General features: G+C 63.7%; 17 protein-coding genes and 1 pseudogene. 10 read left to right on the top strand and 8 right to left on the bottom strand.

Going from position 1 to position 14,840, the window contains the following annotated elements; genetic code table 11:
• Position 1: 1 nt before the first annotated feature.
• Both ACMUVN_RS17370 and ACMUVN_RS17365 read left to right on the top strand, forming a co-directional pair.
• A pseudogene (locus ACMUVN_RS17370) lies at positions 2-172 on the top strand (ornithine cyclodeaminase family protein); the annotation flags it as partial.
• 163 nt (positions 173-335) lie between these two features.
• Complete coding sequence (locus ACMUVN_RS17365) at positions 336-2,138, top strand: adenine deaminase (RefSeq protein WP_414815327.1); 1,803 nt, start codon at positions 336-338, stop codon at positions 2,136-2,138.
• Between the two features lie 83 nt (positions 2,139-2,221).
• On the opposite strand, the gene ACMUVN_RS17360 is transcribed toward ACMUVN_RS17365, so the two are convergent.
• From ACMUVN_RS17360 to tsaD, 5 genes are read right to left on the bottom strand one after another with little or no spacing between them, the layout of a single operon-like run.
• A complete protein-coding gene (locus tag ACMUVN_RS17360) occupies positions 2,222-2,869 on the bottom strand; it encodes a class I SAM-dependent methyltransferase (protein WP_183905951.1) in 648 nt (215 codons plus the stop codon).
• Positions 2,866-3,297, bottom strand: a complete 432-nt coding sequence (locus tag ACMUVN_RS17355) for an EVE domain-containing protein (RefSeq protein ID WP_047615609.1) — start codon at positions 3,295-3,297, stop codon at positions 2,866-2,868. Before ACMUVN_RS17355 ends, ACMUVN_RS17360 begins: the two co-directional genes overlap by 4 nt.
• 2 nt (positions 3,298-3,299) lie before the next feature.
• Positions 3,300-3,593 carry a YciI-like protein gene (locus tag ACMUVN_RS17350; RefSeq protein WP_132574315.1) on the bottom strand — a complete coding sequence of 98 codons (294 nt, stop codon included), beginning with the start codon at positions 3,591-3,593 and terminating at the stop codon, positions 3,300-3,302.
• A 9-nt stretch (positions 3,594-3,602) separates the two neighbouring features.
• Positions 3,603-4,586: an NAD(P)H-dependent glycerol-3-phosphate dehydrogenase gene (locus tag ACMUVN_RS17345; RefSeq protein WP_127431294.1), complete on the bottom strand. Its 984-nt coding sequence runs from the start codon at positions 4,584-4,586 to the stop codon at positions 3,603-3,605.
• Positions 4,583-5,680: a tRNA (adenosine(37)-N6)-threonylcarbamoyltransferase complex transferase subunit TsaD gene (gene tsaD / locus ACMUVN_RS17340; protein WP_127431295.1), complete on the bottom strand. Its 1,098-nt coding sequence runs from the start codon at positions 5,678-5,680 to the stop codon at positions 4,583-4,585. Before tsaD ends, ACMUVN_RS17345 begins: the two co-directional genes overlap by 4 nt.
• A gap of 72 nt (positions 5,681-5,752) precedes the next feature.
• Here tsaD and hemC point away from each other — a divergent pair, with 72 nt between their 5' ends.
• The 6 genes from hemC (at position 5,753) to ACMUVN_RS17310 (ending at position 11,604) form a co-directional block, all read left to right on the top strand.
• Positions 5,753-6,682: a hydroxymethylbilane synthase gene (gene hemC / locus ACMUVN_RS17335; protein ID WP_097543595.1), complete on the top strand. Its 930-nt coding sequence runs from the start codon at positions 5,753-5,755 to the stop codon at positions 6,680-6,682.
• Positions 6,683-6,690: 8 nt separating this feature from the next.
• Positions 6,691-7,398 carry a uroporphyrinogen-III synthase gene (locus ACMUVN_RS17330; protein WP_063473805.1) on the top strand — a complete coding sequence of 236 codons (708 nt, stop codon included), beginning with the start codon at positions 6,691-6,693 and terminating at the stop codon, positions 7,396-7,398.
• A gap of 68 nt (positions 7,399-7,466) precedes the next feature.
• Positions 7,467-8,738: a hypothetical protein gene (locus tag ACMUVN_RS17325; protein ID WP_414815326.1), complete on the top strand. Its 1,272-nt coding sequence runs from the start codon at positions 7,467-7,469 to the stop codon at positions 8,736-8,738.
• Between the two features lie 4 nt (positions 8,739-8,742).
• Positions 8,743-10,359: a heme biosynthesis protein HemY gene (locus tag ACMUVN_RS17320; RefSeq protein WP_414815325.1), complete on the top strand. Its 1,617-nt coding sequence runs from the start codon at positions 8,743-8,745 to the stop codon at positions 10,357-10,359.
• Positions 10,360-10,376: 17 nt separating this feature from the next.
• Positions 10,377-10,862, top strand: a complete 486-nt coding sequence (locus ACMUVN_RS17315) for a TerB family tellurite resistance protein (RefSeq protein WP_028757788.1) — start codon at positions 10,377-10,379, stop codon at positions 10,860-10,862.
• Positions 10,831-11,604, top strand: a complete 774-nt coding sequence (locus ACMUVN_RS17310) for a glutamine amidotransferase (RefSeq protein ID WP_047615617.1) — start codon at positions 10,831-10,833, stop codon at positions 11,602-11,604. Before ACMUVN_RS17315 ends, ACMUVN_RS17310 begins: the two co-directional genes overlap by 32 nt.
• A 22-nt stretch (positions 11,605-11,626) precedes the next feature.
• Here the strand turns inward: ACMUVN_RS17310 and ACMUVN_RS17305 are convergent, their stop codons facing one another.
• Positions 11,627-12,862 (bottom strand): MFS transporter, encoded by a 1,236-nt coding sequence (locus ACMUVN_RS17305; protein ID WP_097543593.1) that lies wholly within the window; start codon positions 12,860-12,862, stop codon positions 11,627-11,629.
• A gap of 140 nt (positions 12,863-13,002) precedes the next feature.
• Between ACMUVN_RS17305 and ACMUVN_RS17300 the strand changes: the two genes are divergently transcribed.
• Together ACMUVN_RS17300 and ACMUVN_RS17295 are read left to right on the top strand one after the other, a co-directional pair.
• On the top strand, positions 13,003-13,293 hold the full coding sequence (locus ACMUVN_RS17300; RefSeq protein WP_028757791.1) for a YggT family protein: 291 nt from the start codon (positions 13,003-13,005) through the stop codon (positions 13,291-13,293).
• Positions 13,290-13,601, top strand: coding sequence for a DUF167 domain-containing protein (locus ACMUVN_RS17295; RefSeq protein WP_028757792.1), 312 nt, complete (start codon positions 13,290-13,292; stop codon positions 13,599-13,601). The genes ACMUVN_RS17300 and ACMUVN_RS17295 overlap by 4 nt, the downstream gene beginning before the upstream one ends.
• Before the next feature lie 4 nt (positions 13,602-13,605).
• On the opposite strand, the gene ppa is transcribed toward ACMUVN_RS17295, so the two are convergent.
• Positions 13,606-14,142 (bottom strand): inorganic diphosphatase, encoded by a 537-nt coding sequence (gene ppa, locus ACMUVN_RS17290; RefSeq protein WP_028757793.1) that lies wholly within the window; start codon positions 14,140-14,142, stop codon positions 13,606-13,608.
• 182 nt (positions 14,143-14,324) lie between these two features.
• Positions 14,325-14,831, bottom strand: coding sequence for a GNAT family N-acetyltransferase (locus tag ACMUVN_RS17285; protein ID WP_047615619.1), 507 nt, complete (start codon positions 14,829-14,831; stop codon positions 14,325-14,327).
• Between the last annotated feature and the right edge of the window lie 9 nt (positions 14,832-14,840).

Genomic DNA, 14,840 nt, shown 5'->3' with positions numbered 1-14,840 from the left:
CGGTGTCCTTTCCACAGATGTGGTGCGTGCAACACTTGACGAGCTGTGTCGCCGGGATGTTCCAGCGCGGACGTCCAACGACGAGATCACTCTCTACAAGGCAGTCGGAACGGCGTTGGCTGATCTTGCCGCCGCGACGATGGTCTATGAAGCCGCCTTGATTGCCGGCTGACGCCTTCTGGCCCGGGCGATCGCGCATGATCGGAACGCGCCTGTTGCCCGGTTCCAGCAGCCAGGGACCCGCGCCAGAAGCAAGAACTATTCGTGCTTCCCTCCCCCGACGGCGTTCCCTACACTCTGGCCTGTCCTCCCCGAGTCCTGGAAATGAGGTTTTCATGAGCACGCTTACCCGCTTCTCCGTTCAGCCGCTCTCGACCATGACCCGCCGTCTTGCGGATGTCGCCTCAGCTCGTCGCGAACCCGACCTGGTCATCCAGGGCGCGCGCGTCCTGTCTACCTATTCGGAGCGCTTTCTCGACGGACGCGAAATCTGGATTTCGGGGGGCCGCATTGCAGCCGTCAAGCCGGCCGGCAGCTACAGAGGCGGGAGCGCCAAGCTCTACGACGCCAGAGGCGGCATCATCGCCCCCGGCCTGGTCGATCCGCATATCCATATCGAATCCTCGATGGTCACGGCCTGCGCCTATGCGGAAGCGGCACTCCTCAACGGCACGACGACGATCTTCTGCGACAGCCACGAGATCGGCAACGTCATGGACGTCGCCGGCGTCGAGGCCATGCTCGAGGATGCGCGGCAGGCGCCGCTGTCGATCTTCCTGACCGTGCCGAGCACCGTGCCGGCGACGACGCCGGATCTGGAAACAGCCGGCGGCGACCTGACGCCGGACAAGATCGCCGCCCTGTTCGACAAGTGGCCGGAAGCCGTGGCTCTCGGTGAGAAGATGGATTTCGTCCCCGTTGCGATGGGCGACGAGCGCAGCCATGCGATCCTGGCTGCGGCGCTCGAGCGCGGCAGGCCGGTGTCGGGCCATGTCTACGGACGAGAGTTCGTTGCCGCCTATGCCGCATCCGGCGTCACCGACACGCATGAAGCCATCGACCGCGATATTGCCGACGACCTGCTGGAAGCCGGCGTATGGATCTTCCTGCGCGGCGGCCCGCCGACGACTCCCTGGCATTCGCTGCCGCAGGCGATCAAGACGATCACCGAGCTCGGCGCCTCCCACAAGCGCGTCGCCGTCTGCACCGACGACCGTGATGCGGAAGATCTGCTCGCCTTCGGCCTGGACTGGGTGACGCGCGAAGCCGTGAAATACGGCATGAGGCCGGAAGAGGCCTGGGCGATGGGTTCGCTGCACGGCGCGACGCGGTTCGGCATGGAAGGCGAAATCGGCGGTCTGGGCGGCGGGCGCCGGGCCGATCTGGTGCTTCTCAGCGACGACCTTACGCCGGTCAGCACCTGGTATGGTGGCGAACTCGTCGTCGACGGCAAGAAGATCACGCCGATCCTCGATGACGCCCTGTCGAAACCGTACCGCTACCCGGATGCCGCCTACCACACGGTCAAGCTGCCCAAAAATCTCAAGCTGACACCGGACCTGCCGACGGAGACGGTCGTCGCTCATACGATCAAGACGGAGCTGCCCGGCATTACCCTTGGCCATGTCACCGTCACGCTGGAGCCGGCCAATGACTGGCAGGTGCATTTCGACAGGCACGACCTCTGCTTCGTGACGGTGGTGGAGCGCCACGGCAAGTCAGCCGGCAATGTCGCCCACGGACTGCTCAACGGCTTCGGCCTCAGACAAGGCGCGGTCGCATCCTCGGTCGGCCACGACAGCCACAACATCATCGTCGCCGGCACCAATGCCGCCGACATGCAGGTGGCGCTGGACGCGATCGAAGAAAGGCAGGGTGGCGTCTGTGTCGTCATGGACGGCAAGGTGACGGCCATGGTGCCGCTGCCGATCGCCGGGCTTTTGTCCGACCAGCGCGTGCACCAGGTCGCGGACGAAGTAAAGGCCTTGAAGCTCGAATGGGAAAAGGCAGGCTGCACCATCGCCTATATGGGCTTCAACCTCATCCCGTTGTCGGTCATCCCGGAAATCCGGATAACCGACAAGGGCCTGGTGCTGGTGCCGGACATGGTGATTTCGCCGCTCTTCGAAAAGGCTTGACCGGCAAAAACCAGCCGGCGAGTGCTTGCTGGAATGCCAACATAGAATAGCCCGCGTGATCGAAACCTGAATGTCGGCCCGACCTAGGGAGCGAAGCGCCACACCGTCGTCCTCTTGATTTCGCTGTCCTCTAGCGCCCGCGTCACCGGCACCTCGTAAACCGCGCAAAATTCCAGCCGATCCCGCGGCAGGTAACTGCGTCCGGGATCGCCGACCAGCACCGCCTTGCCCTCGGCCGCCAGCATCGCGAACCAGGGAACGAGCGCATCGGCGAAAGCGCGGTCGTAGAAGACGTCGCCGGCAAGCACGATATCCGCATCGACGGCCTGGCCGATCAGATCGGCGCCGGTAAATCCGAGCAAAACGCGATTGGCCTCGGCATTCATCCGGACTGCGGCTTGCGCCCAGGGATCGATATCGCAGGCGGTGACCTTGCGGGCACCGGCCATCACAGCCGCAATGCCGACAAGGCCGGAACCGCTGGCGAAATCGAGCACGCGCTTGCCGCGCACCGTTTCCGGTTGGTCGAGGATGTAGCGCGCCAGTCCCTGACCGCCCGCCCAGGCAAAAGCCCAGAAGGGTGGCGGCAGACCGATCGCCTCCAGCTCCTCCTCCGTCTTCAGCCAGAGTTCATGCGCCTCGCTCGCCAGATAGAGCGAAATCTCCGGCACATGCGGCGGCGGCATCAGGCTGGTATTGGCGCGGATGAAGGCTTCGGGATCGGTCTTCAACGCGGCGGATTGTCCAGCCCGCCCATGCGGCAGACTTCGAGATATTCTTCTTCCGTCACCGGCTGCACCGACAGCCGCATCGAGGTGACGAGCGCCATCTTGGCAAGCTTCTCGCTCGCCTTGACATCCTTCAGCGTCACCGGCTTCGGCATGTCCATGACGGCGCGGATATCGACGCAATCCCACTTCGGATCGCCCTTGGCGGAAGAATCGGGATGGGAGAGGGCGCAGACTTCGACGATGCCGACAATCTCCAGCCCGTCATTGGAATGGTAGAAGAAGCCTTTGTCGCCGATCTGCATCGCTCGCATATTGTTGCGCGCCAGATAGTTGCGGACGCCGGTCCATTCCGTGCCCTTTTCGCCGGCAGCCTTCTGCTGCTCCCAGGACCAGGAGGCGGGTTCGGATTTATAGAGCCAGTGCGCCATGCTCACGCCTCCGGTTTGTTGAAGACCCAGTTGTAGGCCTGGACCTCGACGCTTTCGAACAGTCCGGCCTTGGCGTAAGGGTCGGCATCGGCAAGCGCCCGCGCCGCCTCTTTCGATTCCGCCTCGACGATGATCAGGCTGCCGCAGGGCTTGCCGTCATCGTCGAGAAATGGGCCGGCGATCTTCAGCGTGCCCTCGGCATTCAGCTTGTTCAGATGCTCGATATGCGTCGGACGCGTATCCATGCGCACGTTCAGATGTCCCGGTTTGTCCTTGCAGAGAAGGGCGAAAAGCATGTCTGTCTCCTATTCGGTGGTGATCGGACGCGTCATCAGCTGCTCGATCGCCTCTGATATATCGAGCCTGCCGTCGATGATGGCGGAAACGGCATCGGTGATCGGCATGCTGACCTTCAATTCCGCCGCAAGCCGCGAGGCGACGGAGGCGGCAAACGCGCCTTCCACCAGCGCACCATGCAGGGGATCGGTTTTGTCGCCGCGCCCGAGTGCGATGCCGAAGCGCAGGTTGCGCGATTGATGGCTGGTCGCCGTCAGCACCAGATCGCCGAGGCCGGAAAGCCCGCGCACCGTATCCGCCTGCCCGCCCTTGGCGACGACGAAACGCGACATTTCCGCAAGCCCGCGCGCAATCAGCGCCGCACGCGCGGAATCGCCGATGCCGCGGCCTTCGACGATGCCGCAAGCGATCGCCAGCACGTTCTTGAGCGCGCCGCCGAGCTGCACGCCGATCCGGTCGCTGGAGGCATAGAGCCGGAAGGTCCGGCCTGATATCGCCTGCGCCAGCCGCTCCGCTGTCTCCATGTCGGCTGCCGCAATCGCCATCGCCGTCGGCAGGCCCTTGGCGATATCGGCGGCAAAACCCGGGCCTGAGAGCACGGCGACGGAATGGTCCGGCAGTTCCCGTTCCAGCATGTCGGTCAGAAGATTGCCCGTCGCCCGCTCGATGCCCTTGGCGCAGGTGACGACGACGGCATCTTTGGCAAGATAGGGGCCATATTGCCGCGCCGCATCGGCCTGCGCCTGCGATGGCATCGCAAAAAGCACAATGGAGGCGCCGGTGATTGCATCCGCCTCGGCGGAAAATTCCAGCGTGTCAGGCAGAGAAATGCCGGGCAGCACCGCATCATGCAGCCGCTCGCTCTTCAGATCTTCCATCAGCGCCGGATTGCGCCCGACAAGCGTCACCGCACTGCGCCCGGCAAGGGCGATGACGGCGGCAAGCGCCGTGCCGAAAGCCCCCGATCCAACGACGGCGATGGTCTCGCTCATGCCTTGGCTCCTCTTTTTCCGAAACCGACCAGCCTTTCCGCGTTGGAATCGAGCGGCCAGCGCGACCGCGGCTGTACGTCGAGCGCATCCGGCGCGGCACCCGCTGCCATCCGCTCCAGTCCCGCCCAGGCGATCATCACGGCATTGTCGGTGCAGAGGTGCAGCGGCGGTGCAATAAAACGGAAGCCATTCTTGTCGCACAGCGCCTGCAGCGTGCCGCGCAGTTCGAGATTGGCGGCGACGCCGCCGGCAACGACGAGCGCCGGCTTTTCGCTTGCAGCAGGGAATTCCGTCTTGAACCGCTGCAGGCCGCGGCCGATGCGATCCTTCAGCGTCCGCGAAATCGCCTTCTGGAACGAGGCGCAGATATCCGCCACGTCCTGATCGCTGAGCGGCGCGATATCCTGTGCCGCCTGCCGCACGGCCGTCTTCAAACCGGAGAAGGAGAAATCGAGCCTTGCCTCACCGACCAGCGGCCGCGGAAAATTGAAACGATCGGGATTGCCGTCCCGCGCCATGCGCTCCACCGCCGGTCCGCCGGGATAGGACAGGCCGAGCAGCTTTGCCGTCTTGTCGAAGGCTTCGCCGAGCGCATCGTCGATCGTCGTGCCCCAGCGCTCGTATTGCCCGACGCCGCGCACCAGGATGAGCTGGGTATGGCCGCCGGAGACGAGCAGCATCAGATAGGGAAAGGTGAGCCCGTCCGTCAGCCGCGCCGTCAGCGCATGGCCTTCGAGATGGTTGACCGCATAGAGCGGCTTGCCGGCGGCTCTGGCGATCGCCTTGCCGGTCATCAGCCCCACAAGCAGCCCGCCGATCAGCCCCGGCCCCGAGGTGGCGGCAATGGCGTCGACATCGCCCAGCGACACATTGGCGCGCTTCAGCGCCTCTTCGATCAGCTCGTCCAGCGCCTCGACATGGGCGCGCGCGGCGATCTCCGGCACCACGCCGCCATAGGCGCTGTGCTCGTCGAGCTGCGACAGCACCACGTCCGACAGCACGTTGGAATGCCCCTCCGCATCGCGCTCGACGACGGCGGCGGCGGTCTCGTCGCAGCTTGTTTCGATGCCAAGGATGCGTAGAAAGGGAACCATGAAGCCTGTTCGTTGATTGCGATGGGATGGAAACCCGTTTACGAGAACTCCGGTAACAACGGAATTGAGCGGATGCAAACAAAACCTTTCCGGATCGGCACGCGGGGTAGCCCGCTGGCGCTTGCCCAGGCGCATGAGGCCCGCGACAGGCTGATGGCGGCGCATCATCTGCCCGAAGAAATGTTCGAGATCGTCGTGCTGACGACCAAGGGCGACCGCATCACCGACCGGTCGCTTTCCGAGATTGGCGGCAAGGGCCTCTTCACCGAAGAGCTCGAACAGAAGCTTGCCGCTGGCGAGCTGGATTTCGCCGTGCACTCCGCCAAGGACATGCCGACGCACCTGCCCGAGGGCCTTCATCTTTCCGCCTATCTGCCGCGCGAGGATATCCGCGACGCCGTCATCGGTCGCACCGCGCGCAAACTGATCGACCTGCCGCATGGCGCCACCGTTGGTTCCTCGTCGCTGCGCCGCCAGGCGCTGATCCGCCGCATGCGGCCTGACATTAACGTCATCACCTTCCGCGGCCTAGTGGAAACGCGCCTGCGCAAGCTCGAGGAGGGCCAGGTGGACGCGACCCTGCTGGCACTGGCCGGCCTGAAGCGTCTCGGCAAGGTCGATGTGCTGACCGATATCCTCGATCCCGACACCTTCCCGCCCGCCCCGGCGCAGGGGGCGATCTGCATCGAAAGCCGCATCGGCGATGCCAGGGTCGACGATCTGCTGGCACCGGTCAACGATATCACGACTTTCGACACCGTCTCCTGCGAACGCGCCTTCCTCGCCGCACTCGACGGCTCCTGCCGCACGCCGATCGGTGGTTATGCCATCTGCGAAGGCGACCTGATCCGCTTCTCCGGCCTCATCATCACCCCCGACGGCCGCAGCCAGCATGCCGTGACGACCGACGGCCACCGCCGCGACGCGGCGGCACTCGGCACCCGCGCCGGCCAGGACGTGCGCGCAAGGGCCGGCAGCGCCTTTTTCGACGATTGGCACTGAGGCCGCTGATGCGCGTGCTCGTCACCCGCCCCGCCCATTCGGCGACGAGAACCGCACAACGTTTGCGCGATATGGGCCACGAGCCCTTGCTGCTGCCGCTGCGCCAGCCGGTCCACGACAACACCGCCGCCGTAGCCGCGCTGGCGACCACCAGCGGCGCAATCGCGGTGACCAGCGCCGAAGCGATCAGGGTCGTTTCCGCCCTCGGTGAGCAGCTTCGTCCGCATCTTACCCGCCCGTTTTTCGCGGTCGGGGAGACGACGGCGGGAGAGGCGCGCAGCCTTGGCTTCCGATATGTCGCCGCATCCGCGGGCAACGGCCGCGATCTTGCCGATCTCATCGCGGTGCAGGGAGCCGACGGGTTGCTCTATCTTGCCGGCACCCCGCGCGCCGAAACTTTCGAAGGAAGATTGCGCGAGCTTGGCATCCAATTTTCCGTCGCCGAATGTTATCGCATGCAATCGGCCGTCCCCGATTCTGCCGAGGTCGACGCGATCTTCGCTGACGGTGGCCCGGACGTCATCCTCTTCTATTCCCGCCAGACGGCTGAGGATTTCTTTCGCCTGCCGGAGCCGCGGTCCGCCCTACTGAAGCGCAGCACAATTCGCCTCCTTTGCCTGAGCGAGGCGGTGGCGGGAGCCGTTCCGGCAGTACTTCGAAAAAACGTGACGATTGCGCCGATGCCGGATGAGAGAAGCCTTTTGTCGCTGCTTTGAAGGCTCTAACTGCCCAAATTTGATCTAACCTCTTCCCTTAACTGGGATCACTGTCTAGTTTCGTTGCAATGCAGGATAAAGAGGACCTCATGGTATCGGGAAACCCGCCACGCCATTCGAAGAGCGCCGACGAGCCGGTCACGATCGACCTCGATGCACAGGAATTCGCCTCCGCAGCCGATACCGAAAAGCCGGTAGAGAGCCCAGCCGGTGATGCCGACACTACCGCCGCCACGGACGACGGCCTGACGCCCGAAACCGAAGTTGCCTCGCATGCCGAATATGAAGAAAAGCCTGCGGCGGAGGCGCTTGAGGAGGAACCGGTAGCTTCGGAACCGTCCTACACCCCTCCTCCCGAACAGCCCGCGCCGAAGAGCGCCGGCACCTCCGGTCTCATTGCCGCCGGCATCTTCGGCGGCCTCGTGGCGCTGCTCGGCGCCGGCGCCATCCAGTATGCCGGTTACCTCCCGAGCTCGTCTGCGCCACAGGCGACCTCGCCGGAGACCGCCGAGCTTTCCGGCGAGATCGACGGCCTGAAACAGGCCGTCGCCAACCTTGCCGCCAACCCGGCGAGCACGGATGACGGCGCGCTCGAGAAGCGCGTCGCTGCGCTGGAATCGGCGGCGAAGGCTCCCGCAGCCGGTGCACCGGCCGATTCGGCAAATGTCGAGGCGCTCAACCAGAAGATTGCGGAACTGACCGGCCAGGTCGATCAGCTGCGCGCCACACTTGCCCAGTCTTCCGAACAGCAGACGACGAACGGCGCCGATATATCCAAGCGCCTCGAAGAGGCCGAAAAGAAGCTGAACGAGCCGCGCGAGGACGTCGCCGTCGCCCGGGCGATCGCGGCCGCCGCCCTTAAGGCGGCGATCGATCGCGGCGGTCCGTTTGTGGCCGAACTCGACACTTTCGCCGGCGTCGCGCCCGACGATCCTGCTGTCGCCGACCTCCGCGCCTTTGCCGAGACCGGCATTCCCTCACGCGCCGAACTGGTGGCAGCGGTTCCCGATGTCGCCACCGCGATCGTCGAAGCCGTCAACCAGCCGGATCCGAACCAGAGCTGGTCGGACCGGCTGATGTCGAGCGCCAAGTCGCTGGTGAGCGTTCGCCCCGTCGGCAATATAGAGGGTGAAAGCGTCGAAGCCATTGCTGCCCGCATGGAGGACAAAGTGAAGAGCGGTGACCTGCCCGGCGCTTCCGCCGAATGGAACAATCTGCCCGCCCTCGGCAAGCAGGCGTCGACCGCCTTCAAGCAATCACTCGAAGCGCGCATCCGCGTCGAGGAACTGGTCGGGGGCGCGCTGTCGAAAGCCGTTTCCGGCACCGGCAAGGAAGGATAAGACCATGCTGATCCGCCTTGTCGCCTTCGCCCTCTTCGTGCTGCTTCTCGCCTATGGCTTCTCCTGGCTTGCCGATCGCCCCGGCGATCTCTCGCTGATCTGGGAGGGCCAGATCTACCAGACGAAGCTGATCGTTGCCGCAAGCGCCATCATCGCTCTCATCGCCGCCGTGATGATCGCATGGTGGTTCGTCCGCCTGGTCTGGACTTCGCCGCATTCGGTGACGCGATATTTCCGCGCCCGCAAGCGCGACCGCGGTTATCAGGCGCTGTCCACCGGCCTGATCGCCGCCGGCGCCGGCAATGCCCTGCTTGCCCGCAAGATGGCCGCCCGCTCGCGCGGCCTCATCCGCGCCGATCAGGAACCGCTGATCAACCTGCTCGAAGCTCAGGCCGCCCTGATCGAGGGCCGCCATGACGAGGCGCGCGCCAAGTTCGAGGCCATGGCCAACGATCCCGAGACGCGCGAACTCGGCCTGCGCGGCCTTTATCTCGAAGCCCGCCGTCTCGGGGCCAACGAGGCGGCCCGCCAATATGCTGAAAAGGCGGCCGACAACGCGCCCTATCTGCCTTGGGCCGCCCAGGCGACGCTCGAATATCGCAGCCAGGCCGGCCGCTGGGACGATGCGATCCGCCTGCTCGAACAGCAGAAGGCTGCCCGCGTCGTCGAAAAGGCCGAAGCCAACCGTTTGCACGCCGTCCTGCTGACGGCGCGCGCCGGCGAGAAGCTGGAAAGCAACCCGGCCGGTGCCCGCGACGACGCCCAGCAGGCGCTGAAGCTCGCCGCCGATTTCATTCCGGCAGCTCTCGTCGCTGCAAAGGCGCTGTTCCGCGAAGGCGGCGTGCGCAAAGCCGCCTCGATCCTCGAACAGGCATGGAAATCGGCACCGCATCCGGAGATCGGCCAGGCCTATGTCAGGGCTCGCAGCGGCGATTCCACGCTCGACCGGCTGAAGCGTGCCGAACGGCTGGAAGGGCTGCGCCCGAACAATGTCGAATCCCTTCTCGTCGTCGCGCAGGCGGCACTCGACGCGCAGGAATTCGCCAAGGCGCGCGCCAAGGCGGAAGCGGCGGCACGCATGCAGCCGCGTGAAGCCGCCTTCCTGCTCTTGGCCGACATCGAAGAGGCCGAGACCGGCGACCAGGGCCGCGTGCGCCACTGGCTGGCCCAGGCGCTCAAGGCGCCGCGCGATCCGGCCTGGGTGGCGGATGGTTTCGTCTCCGACAAATGGCTGCCGATATCGCCGGTGACCGGCCGTCTCGACGCCTTCGAATGGAAGGCGCCTTTCGGCCAGATCGAAGGTCCGCTCGAAGACGGTTCGACGCCGGCCTCGATCGAAACAGCTCTGAAGACGCTGCCGCCGCTGCGTGACGTCAGGCCGGAAAGCCCCGTCAACGACCATCGCATCATCGAGCTGGAACGCGCTGCGACGATTGCCGAGGCTGTGCGCCCCACGCCGGCACCAGCGCCGGCAAAATCGAAACCCGTCGAACCGGCCGTGAGCGATAAAGCGCCGGCGCCGAATGAGGCAAAACCTTTCTTTGGCGGGTTGCCGGATGATCCCGGCGTTCGCGATCCCAGGGTGGAACCGGAACCCAAGACACGGCTCCGCCTTTTCTGAAATGGAACGAAAACCGCATGTTCGAACGCTTTCAGGCATTCTTCCAAAAGCTCACCGCCGACCACCCGAAGAAAGGATTTGCCCCTGATGATCCGCGCATCGCAGTGGCAGCGCTCTGCATGCAGGTCATGGAGGCCGACGGTCAGATCAAAGCCAGCGAGAAAAAGCGGCTGCGCAAGCTCCTGAAGGAGCAGTATGCCCTCGACGGCAAGCAGCTCGATGCTCTGATGGCCGCTGGTCTGGAGGCGGAAAGCACCGCCGTCGACTATTATCGCTTCACCGCCGACCTGAAACGCCATCTCAATACCGAGCAACGGCTGGAGCTGATCGGCATCCTCTGGGACATCGTCTATGCCGATGGCGAACGCAGCGAGATGGAAGACCATGTGATCTGGCGTATCGCCGATCTGCTCGGCGTCTCCTCGCGCGAGCGCATCCAGAAGCGGCAAGAGGCCGCCGCCAGGGTGACGGATGTCCAGGTTGCGCAAGATGATGCCGACTGAGCAGAACCCGAACCGCGACGGGCGCCCGATCCTCATCGTCCTGCATCAGGAGCGATCGAGCCCCGGCCGTGTCGGCCAATTGCTCGTCGAAAAGGGCTACCGCCTCGATATTCGTCGCCCGGTTCTCGGCGAGCCGCTTCCGACGACGCTCGAAGACCATGCCGGCGCCGTGGTCTTCGGCGGGCCGATGAGCGCCAATGATCCCGATGACTTCATCAAGAAGGAGATCGACTGGATCGATATTCCGCTGCGGGAAAAACGCCCCTATCTCGGCATCTGCCTCGGCGCGCAGATGCTGGTGCATCATCTCGGCGGCAAGGTGCAGCCGAATGCCGACGGCTCGACGGAGATCGGCTGGTATCCGCTGCACCCGACCGAGAAGGGCCGGTTGCTGATGCACTGGCCGAAGATGGTCTATCATTTCCATCGCGAGGGTTTCGAACTGCCGCGCGGCGCCGACCTGCTGGCCGAAGGCGATGCCTATCCGAACCAGGCCTTCCGCTACGACGGCAACGCCTGGGGCCTGCAGTTCCATGCCGAGCTAACCCGGGTGATGATGCATCGCTGGGTCGTGCATGGCGCCCATCGCTTCATCCTGCCGAACGCCCAGCAGGGCCGCGAACATCTCGAAGGCCGCATGCTGTTCGACGCGCCGCTGAGAGCCTGGCTGACCGAATTCCTCGACATCGTCTTCGAGGGAAAGGCGGCGAAGGCGACGTCTTCTATCGCTCTTCGCGCATAATCGGTTTCGAAATCGATCCCGACTATGCGGTGGGCGCGTCGAGCGTATCGATCTGCCGCAATTTCGGGAAACTCGAAGCCCAGATCGCCGCCACAGCAAGCGTTCCGATCCCGCCGATAACAACCGCCGGCACCGCACCGAAGATCGATGCCATCGTTCCTGCCCTGAATTCCCCGAGTTCGTTTGAAGCACCGACGAAGACCATGTTGACGGCGTTGACCCGGCCGCGCAGATGATCCGGCGTCCAGAGCGCAATCAGGCTCTCGCGCACATAGACCGACACCATGTCGGCCGCCCCCATCAGCGCCAGCGCCGCGATCGAGACCTCGGTGTTGGTCGACACGCCGAAAATGATCGTTCCAAGGCCGAACAGGGCGACGCCGATGAACATGTAGATGCCGGCGCGGTGTTTGAGCGGGTAGGCGGCCAGGAAGATCGCCATGACGATGGCGCCAAGGCCGGGTGCGGCACGCAACAGCCCGAGCCCCCAGGGACCGAGTGTCAGAATATCACGCGCAAAAATCGGCATCAGCGCCGTCGCGCCGCCGAGCAATACGGCGAAGAGATCGAGTGAGATCGCCCCGAGCACCACCCTTTCGGCGCGGATGAAGCTGAAGCCACCGAGGATCATCGCCCAGCTCTTGGTTTCGCCCGTCGTCTTCTGTTCCGGCTTCGGGATCATGTAGAGAAGGGCTGCACCGAGCACGGAAAAGATCACCGCCACACTATAGGCGGTCGTCGCGCTGACGCCGTAGAGCAGGCCGCCGAGCACCGGCCCGGTGATCGCCGCAAGCTGCCAGGACGACGAATTCCAGGCGATCGCATTGGAAAGAGCCTGCTCCGGCACGAGATTGGGCGCCAGCGACTGCACCGCCGGCGACATGAAGGCACGTTCGATGCCGAAGATCAAAAGGACGGCGAAAACAGGCAGAGGTGTAAAGGTGCCCATGATAGTCATGACCAGCAGCGCCAGTGTGCAGAGCGCGCTCACCAGCGAGCAGAGCGCGGCGATCGCCCGGCGATTGTACCGGTCGGCCACCGAGCCGGTGACGAGCATGAGCAGCAGCGACGGCAGGAATTGCACGAGACCGATCAGGCCGAGATAGATCGCCTTGCCTGTCTGGTCGTACATCTGCCAGCCGACGGCAACGCTGACGATCTGCTGCGAGAAGGAAAGCAGGAAGCGCGCGAAGAAAAACCGCGTGTAGGACGAATGCCGAAACGCGGCAAAACGGTCTCCGGTGGGCGCAAACGACATGGATGTTTTCCGAGGAGACGGGCGCCGCAATAGCTGCAGAGCCGCCCGTTAAACATGATTCACCGCGCGTCTCCACACGGCACTTGCTCGTTTAGTCGCCAATGTCTACATGTCTGTCAACAACGAATTTGGAGATGACGATGTTTGCGCTGTTTCAAACCATTGATTTGGCTTTGAATATTTACACCTGGATCCTGATTGGCAGTGCCATTTTTTCCTGGCTCTATGCCTTTAACGTCATCAACTCCAGCAATCAGTTCGTCAATTCGGTCGGCACTTTTCTCTATAACGTCACCGAACCGGCGCTGAAGCCGATCCGCCGCTTTCTGCCGAACCTTGGCGGCATCGACATTTCGCCGATCATCCTGCTGCTGATCATCTTCTTCCTGCGCACCTTGCTGTGGACCACGCTGTACCCGCTGGTCGCTTGAGCCGTCCCTGGCGCCTTTTCGATGACCATCTGCGCCTCGCCGTCCGGCTGACGCCGAATGGCGGGCGTGACGCAATCGATGGCATCGAGGCCGACGGCGAGGGTGAAGCCCTCCTGAAGGCGCGCGTCACATCGGTCCCGGAAAAGGGCAAGGCAAACAAGGCCCTCATCCTGCTGATCGCGCAATCGCTGCGCATTCCCAAATCCAGCGTCAGCTTTGTCTCCGGCGAGACCGCACGCAAAAAAATCCTCCGGATCGACGGCGACCCGGAGGATTTGGCAAGAAAGCTCGAAGCGTTTCTTCGCTGAACGATCAGCCCTTCGTCGTCTTGGCGCGCTCGACGGCTTCGAGGATCAGTTCACCGGCTTCCTTGGAGTCGCCCCAGCCGAAGATTTTCACCCACTTGCCGGGCTCCAGATCCTTGTAGTGCTCGAAGAAGTGCTCGATCTGCTTCAGCGTGATCTCGGGAAGATCGGTGTAGTCCTTCACCTTCTCGTAGCGCAGCGTCAGCTTCGGCGACGGCACGGCGATGATCTTCTCGTCCTTGCCGGAATTGTCTTCCATCTTCAGGACGCCGATCGGGCGGACATTGATGACGCAGCCGGGAACCAGCGGGCGGGTGCTGGCGATCAGCACATCGATCGGGTCGCCGTCTTCCGACAGTGTGTGCGGCACGAAACCATAATTGCCGGGATAGGTCATCGGCGTATAGAGGAAACGATCGACCACCAGCGTGCCGGCTTCCTTGTCCATCTCATACTTGATGGGATGACCGCCGACCGGAACCTCGACGATAACGTTGACGTCCTCAGGTGGATTATTACCGATGGAAATAGCGTCGATGCGCATAGGAAACTCCCGCGAGGTTGAATTTGTTCGCAGCCAGATAATCAGTTTCATGTGGCAACGCAACATCGCACAGCGCCAATGCTTGACTGCAGCGGCGCACATTCACATCAAAAACTTCCGGTAGGAGATAGGCGAAGGCCGACTCTAGCGCCGTGCGTCTTTTCAGACACGCTAGGGATCGATCAGCTCCAGATGAAGCCGATCTTCTTCAATTGCCTGTGGTCGAAACTTTCCATGCCTTCGCAGAAATCGACACCGCCGTGATGGCGGTAGAAGCGGCCGGCAGTCTCGTTTTCCTCGAGGCACCAGACCACCAGCCCGTTGCAGCCCAGCGACTTCAACAGCCGGCGCGCCTCGCCGAACAGCATCCTGCCGAGGCCGATGCCCTGATATTCGGGCCGAAGGTAAAGCTCGTAGATTTCGCCTTCCTGCGGTAAAGCGCGGGCGCGGTTCAGGCCAAGCGTCGCATAGCCGGCGACGGTGCCGGCAACATCGAGAACCAGCAGCGTTGCCGGCCCGCGCGTCGCCTTGCGCCACCAGCTTTCGCCGCGCCGCTCGATCATCTGCGTCAGCGCACGATGCGGAATGATACCCGCATAGGTATGCTGCCAGGCGAGCCTGTGTGTTTCCGATATAGCGCGGGCATCATGCGGCTCGGCCCGCCGGACATCGATCGACAACGTCTTCATAACGTTTAC

Origin of the sequence: Rhizobium sp. IY2 (genome assembly GCF_047532935.1) — a bacterium.
Lineage (GTDB): Bacteria > Pseudomonadota > Alphaproteobacteria > Rhizobiales > Rhizobiaceae > Rhizobium > Rhizobium anhuiense.
Note: the sequence above shows the minus strand (reverse complement) of the source record. Positions and strands in the feature narration are given on the sequence as shown.

What these genes read in the sequence shown, in the direction of transcription:
- ACMUVN_RS17300 (WP_028757791.1), top strand. Translation starts at nt 13,003, where the DNA reads ATGTTTGCGCTGTTTCAAACCATTGATTTGGCTTTGAATATTTACACC.
- ppa (WP_028757793.1), bottom strand. Translation starts at nt 14,142, where the DNA reads ATGCGCATCGACGCTATTTCCATCGGTAATAATCCACCTGAGGACGTC.
- tsaD (WP_127431295.1), bottom strand. Translation starts at nt 5,680, where the DNA reads ATGGTTCCCTTTCTACGCATCCTTGGCATCGAAACAAGCTGCGACGAG.
- ACMUVN_RS17315 (WP_028757788.1), top strand. Translation starts at nt 10,377, where the DNA reads ATGTTCGAACGCTTTCAGGCATTCTTCCAAAAGCTCACCGCCGACCAC.
- ACMUVN_RS17305 (WP_097543593.1), bottom strand. Translation starts at nt 12,862, where the DNA reads ATGTCGTTTGCGCCCACCGGAGACCGTTTTGCCGCGTTTCGGCATTCG.
- ACMUVN_RS17325 (WP_414815326.1), top strand. Translation starts at nt 7,467, where the DNA reads ATGCAGGATAAAGAGGACCTCATGGTATCGGGAAACCCGCCACGCCAT.
- ACMUVN_RS17330 (WP_063473805.1), top strand. Translation starts at nt 6,691, where the DNA reads ATGCGCGTGCTCGTCACCCGCCCCGCCCATTCGGCGACGAGAACCGCA.
- hemC (WP_097543595.1), top strand. Translation starts at nt 5,753, where the DNA reads ATGCAAACAAAACCTTTCCGGATCGGCACGCGGGGTAGCCCGCTGGCG.
- ACMUVN_RS17320 (WP_414815325.1), top strand. Translation starts at nt 8,743, where the DNA reads ATGCTGATCCGCCTTGTCGCCTTCGCCCTCTTCGTGCTGCTTCTCGCC.
- ACMUVN_RS17355 (WP_047615609.1), bottom strand. Translation starts at nt 3,297, where the DNA reads ATGGCGCACTGGCTCTATAAATCCGAACCCGCCTCCTGGTCCTGGGAG.
- ACMUVN_RS17365 (WP_414815327.1), top strand. Translation starts at nt 336, where the DNA reads ATGAGCACGCTTACCCGCTTCTCCGTTCAGCCGCTCTCGACCATGACC.
- ACMUVN_RS17345 (WP_127431294.1), bottom strand. Translation starts at nt 4,586, where the DNA reads ATGAGCGAGACCATCGCCGTCGTTGGATCGGGGGCTTTCGGCACGGCG.
- ACMUVN_RS17310 (WP_047615617.1), top strand. Translation starts at nt 10,831, where the DNA reads ATGTCCAGGTTGCGCAAGATGATGCCGACTGAGCAGAACCCGAACCGC.
- ACMUVN_RS17285 (WP_047615619.1), bottom strand. Translation starts at nt 14,831, where the DNA reads ATGAAGACGTTGTCGATCGATGTCCGGCGGGCCGAGCCGCATGATGCC.
- ACMUVN_RS17350 (WP_132574315.1), bottom strand. Translation starts at nt 3,593, where the DNA reads ATGCTTTTCGCCCTTCTCTGCAAGGACAAACCGGGACATCTGAACGTG.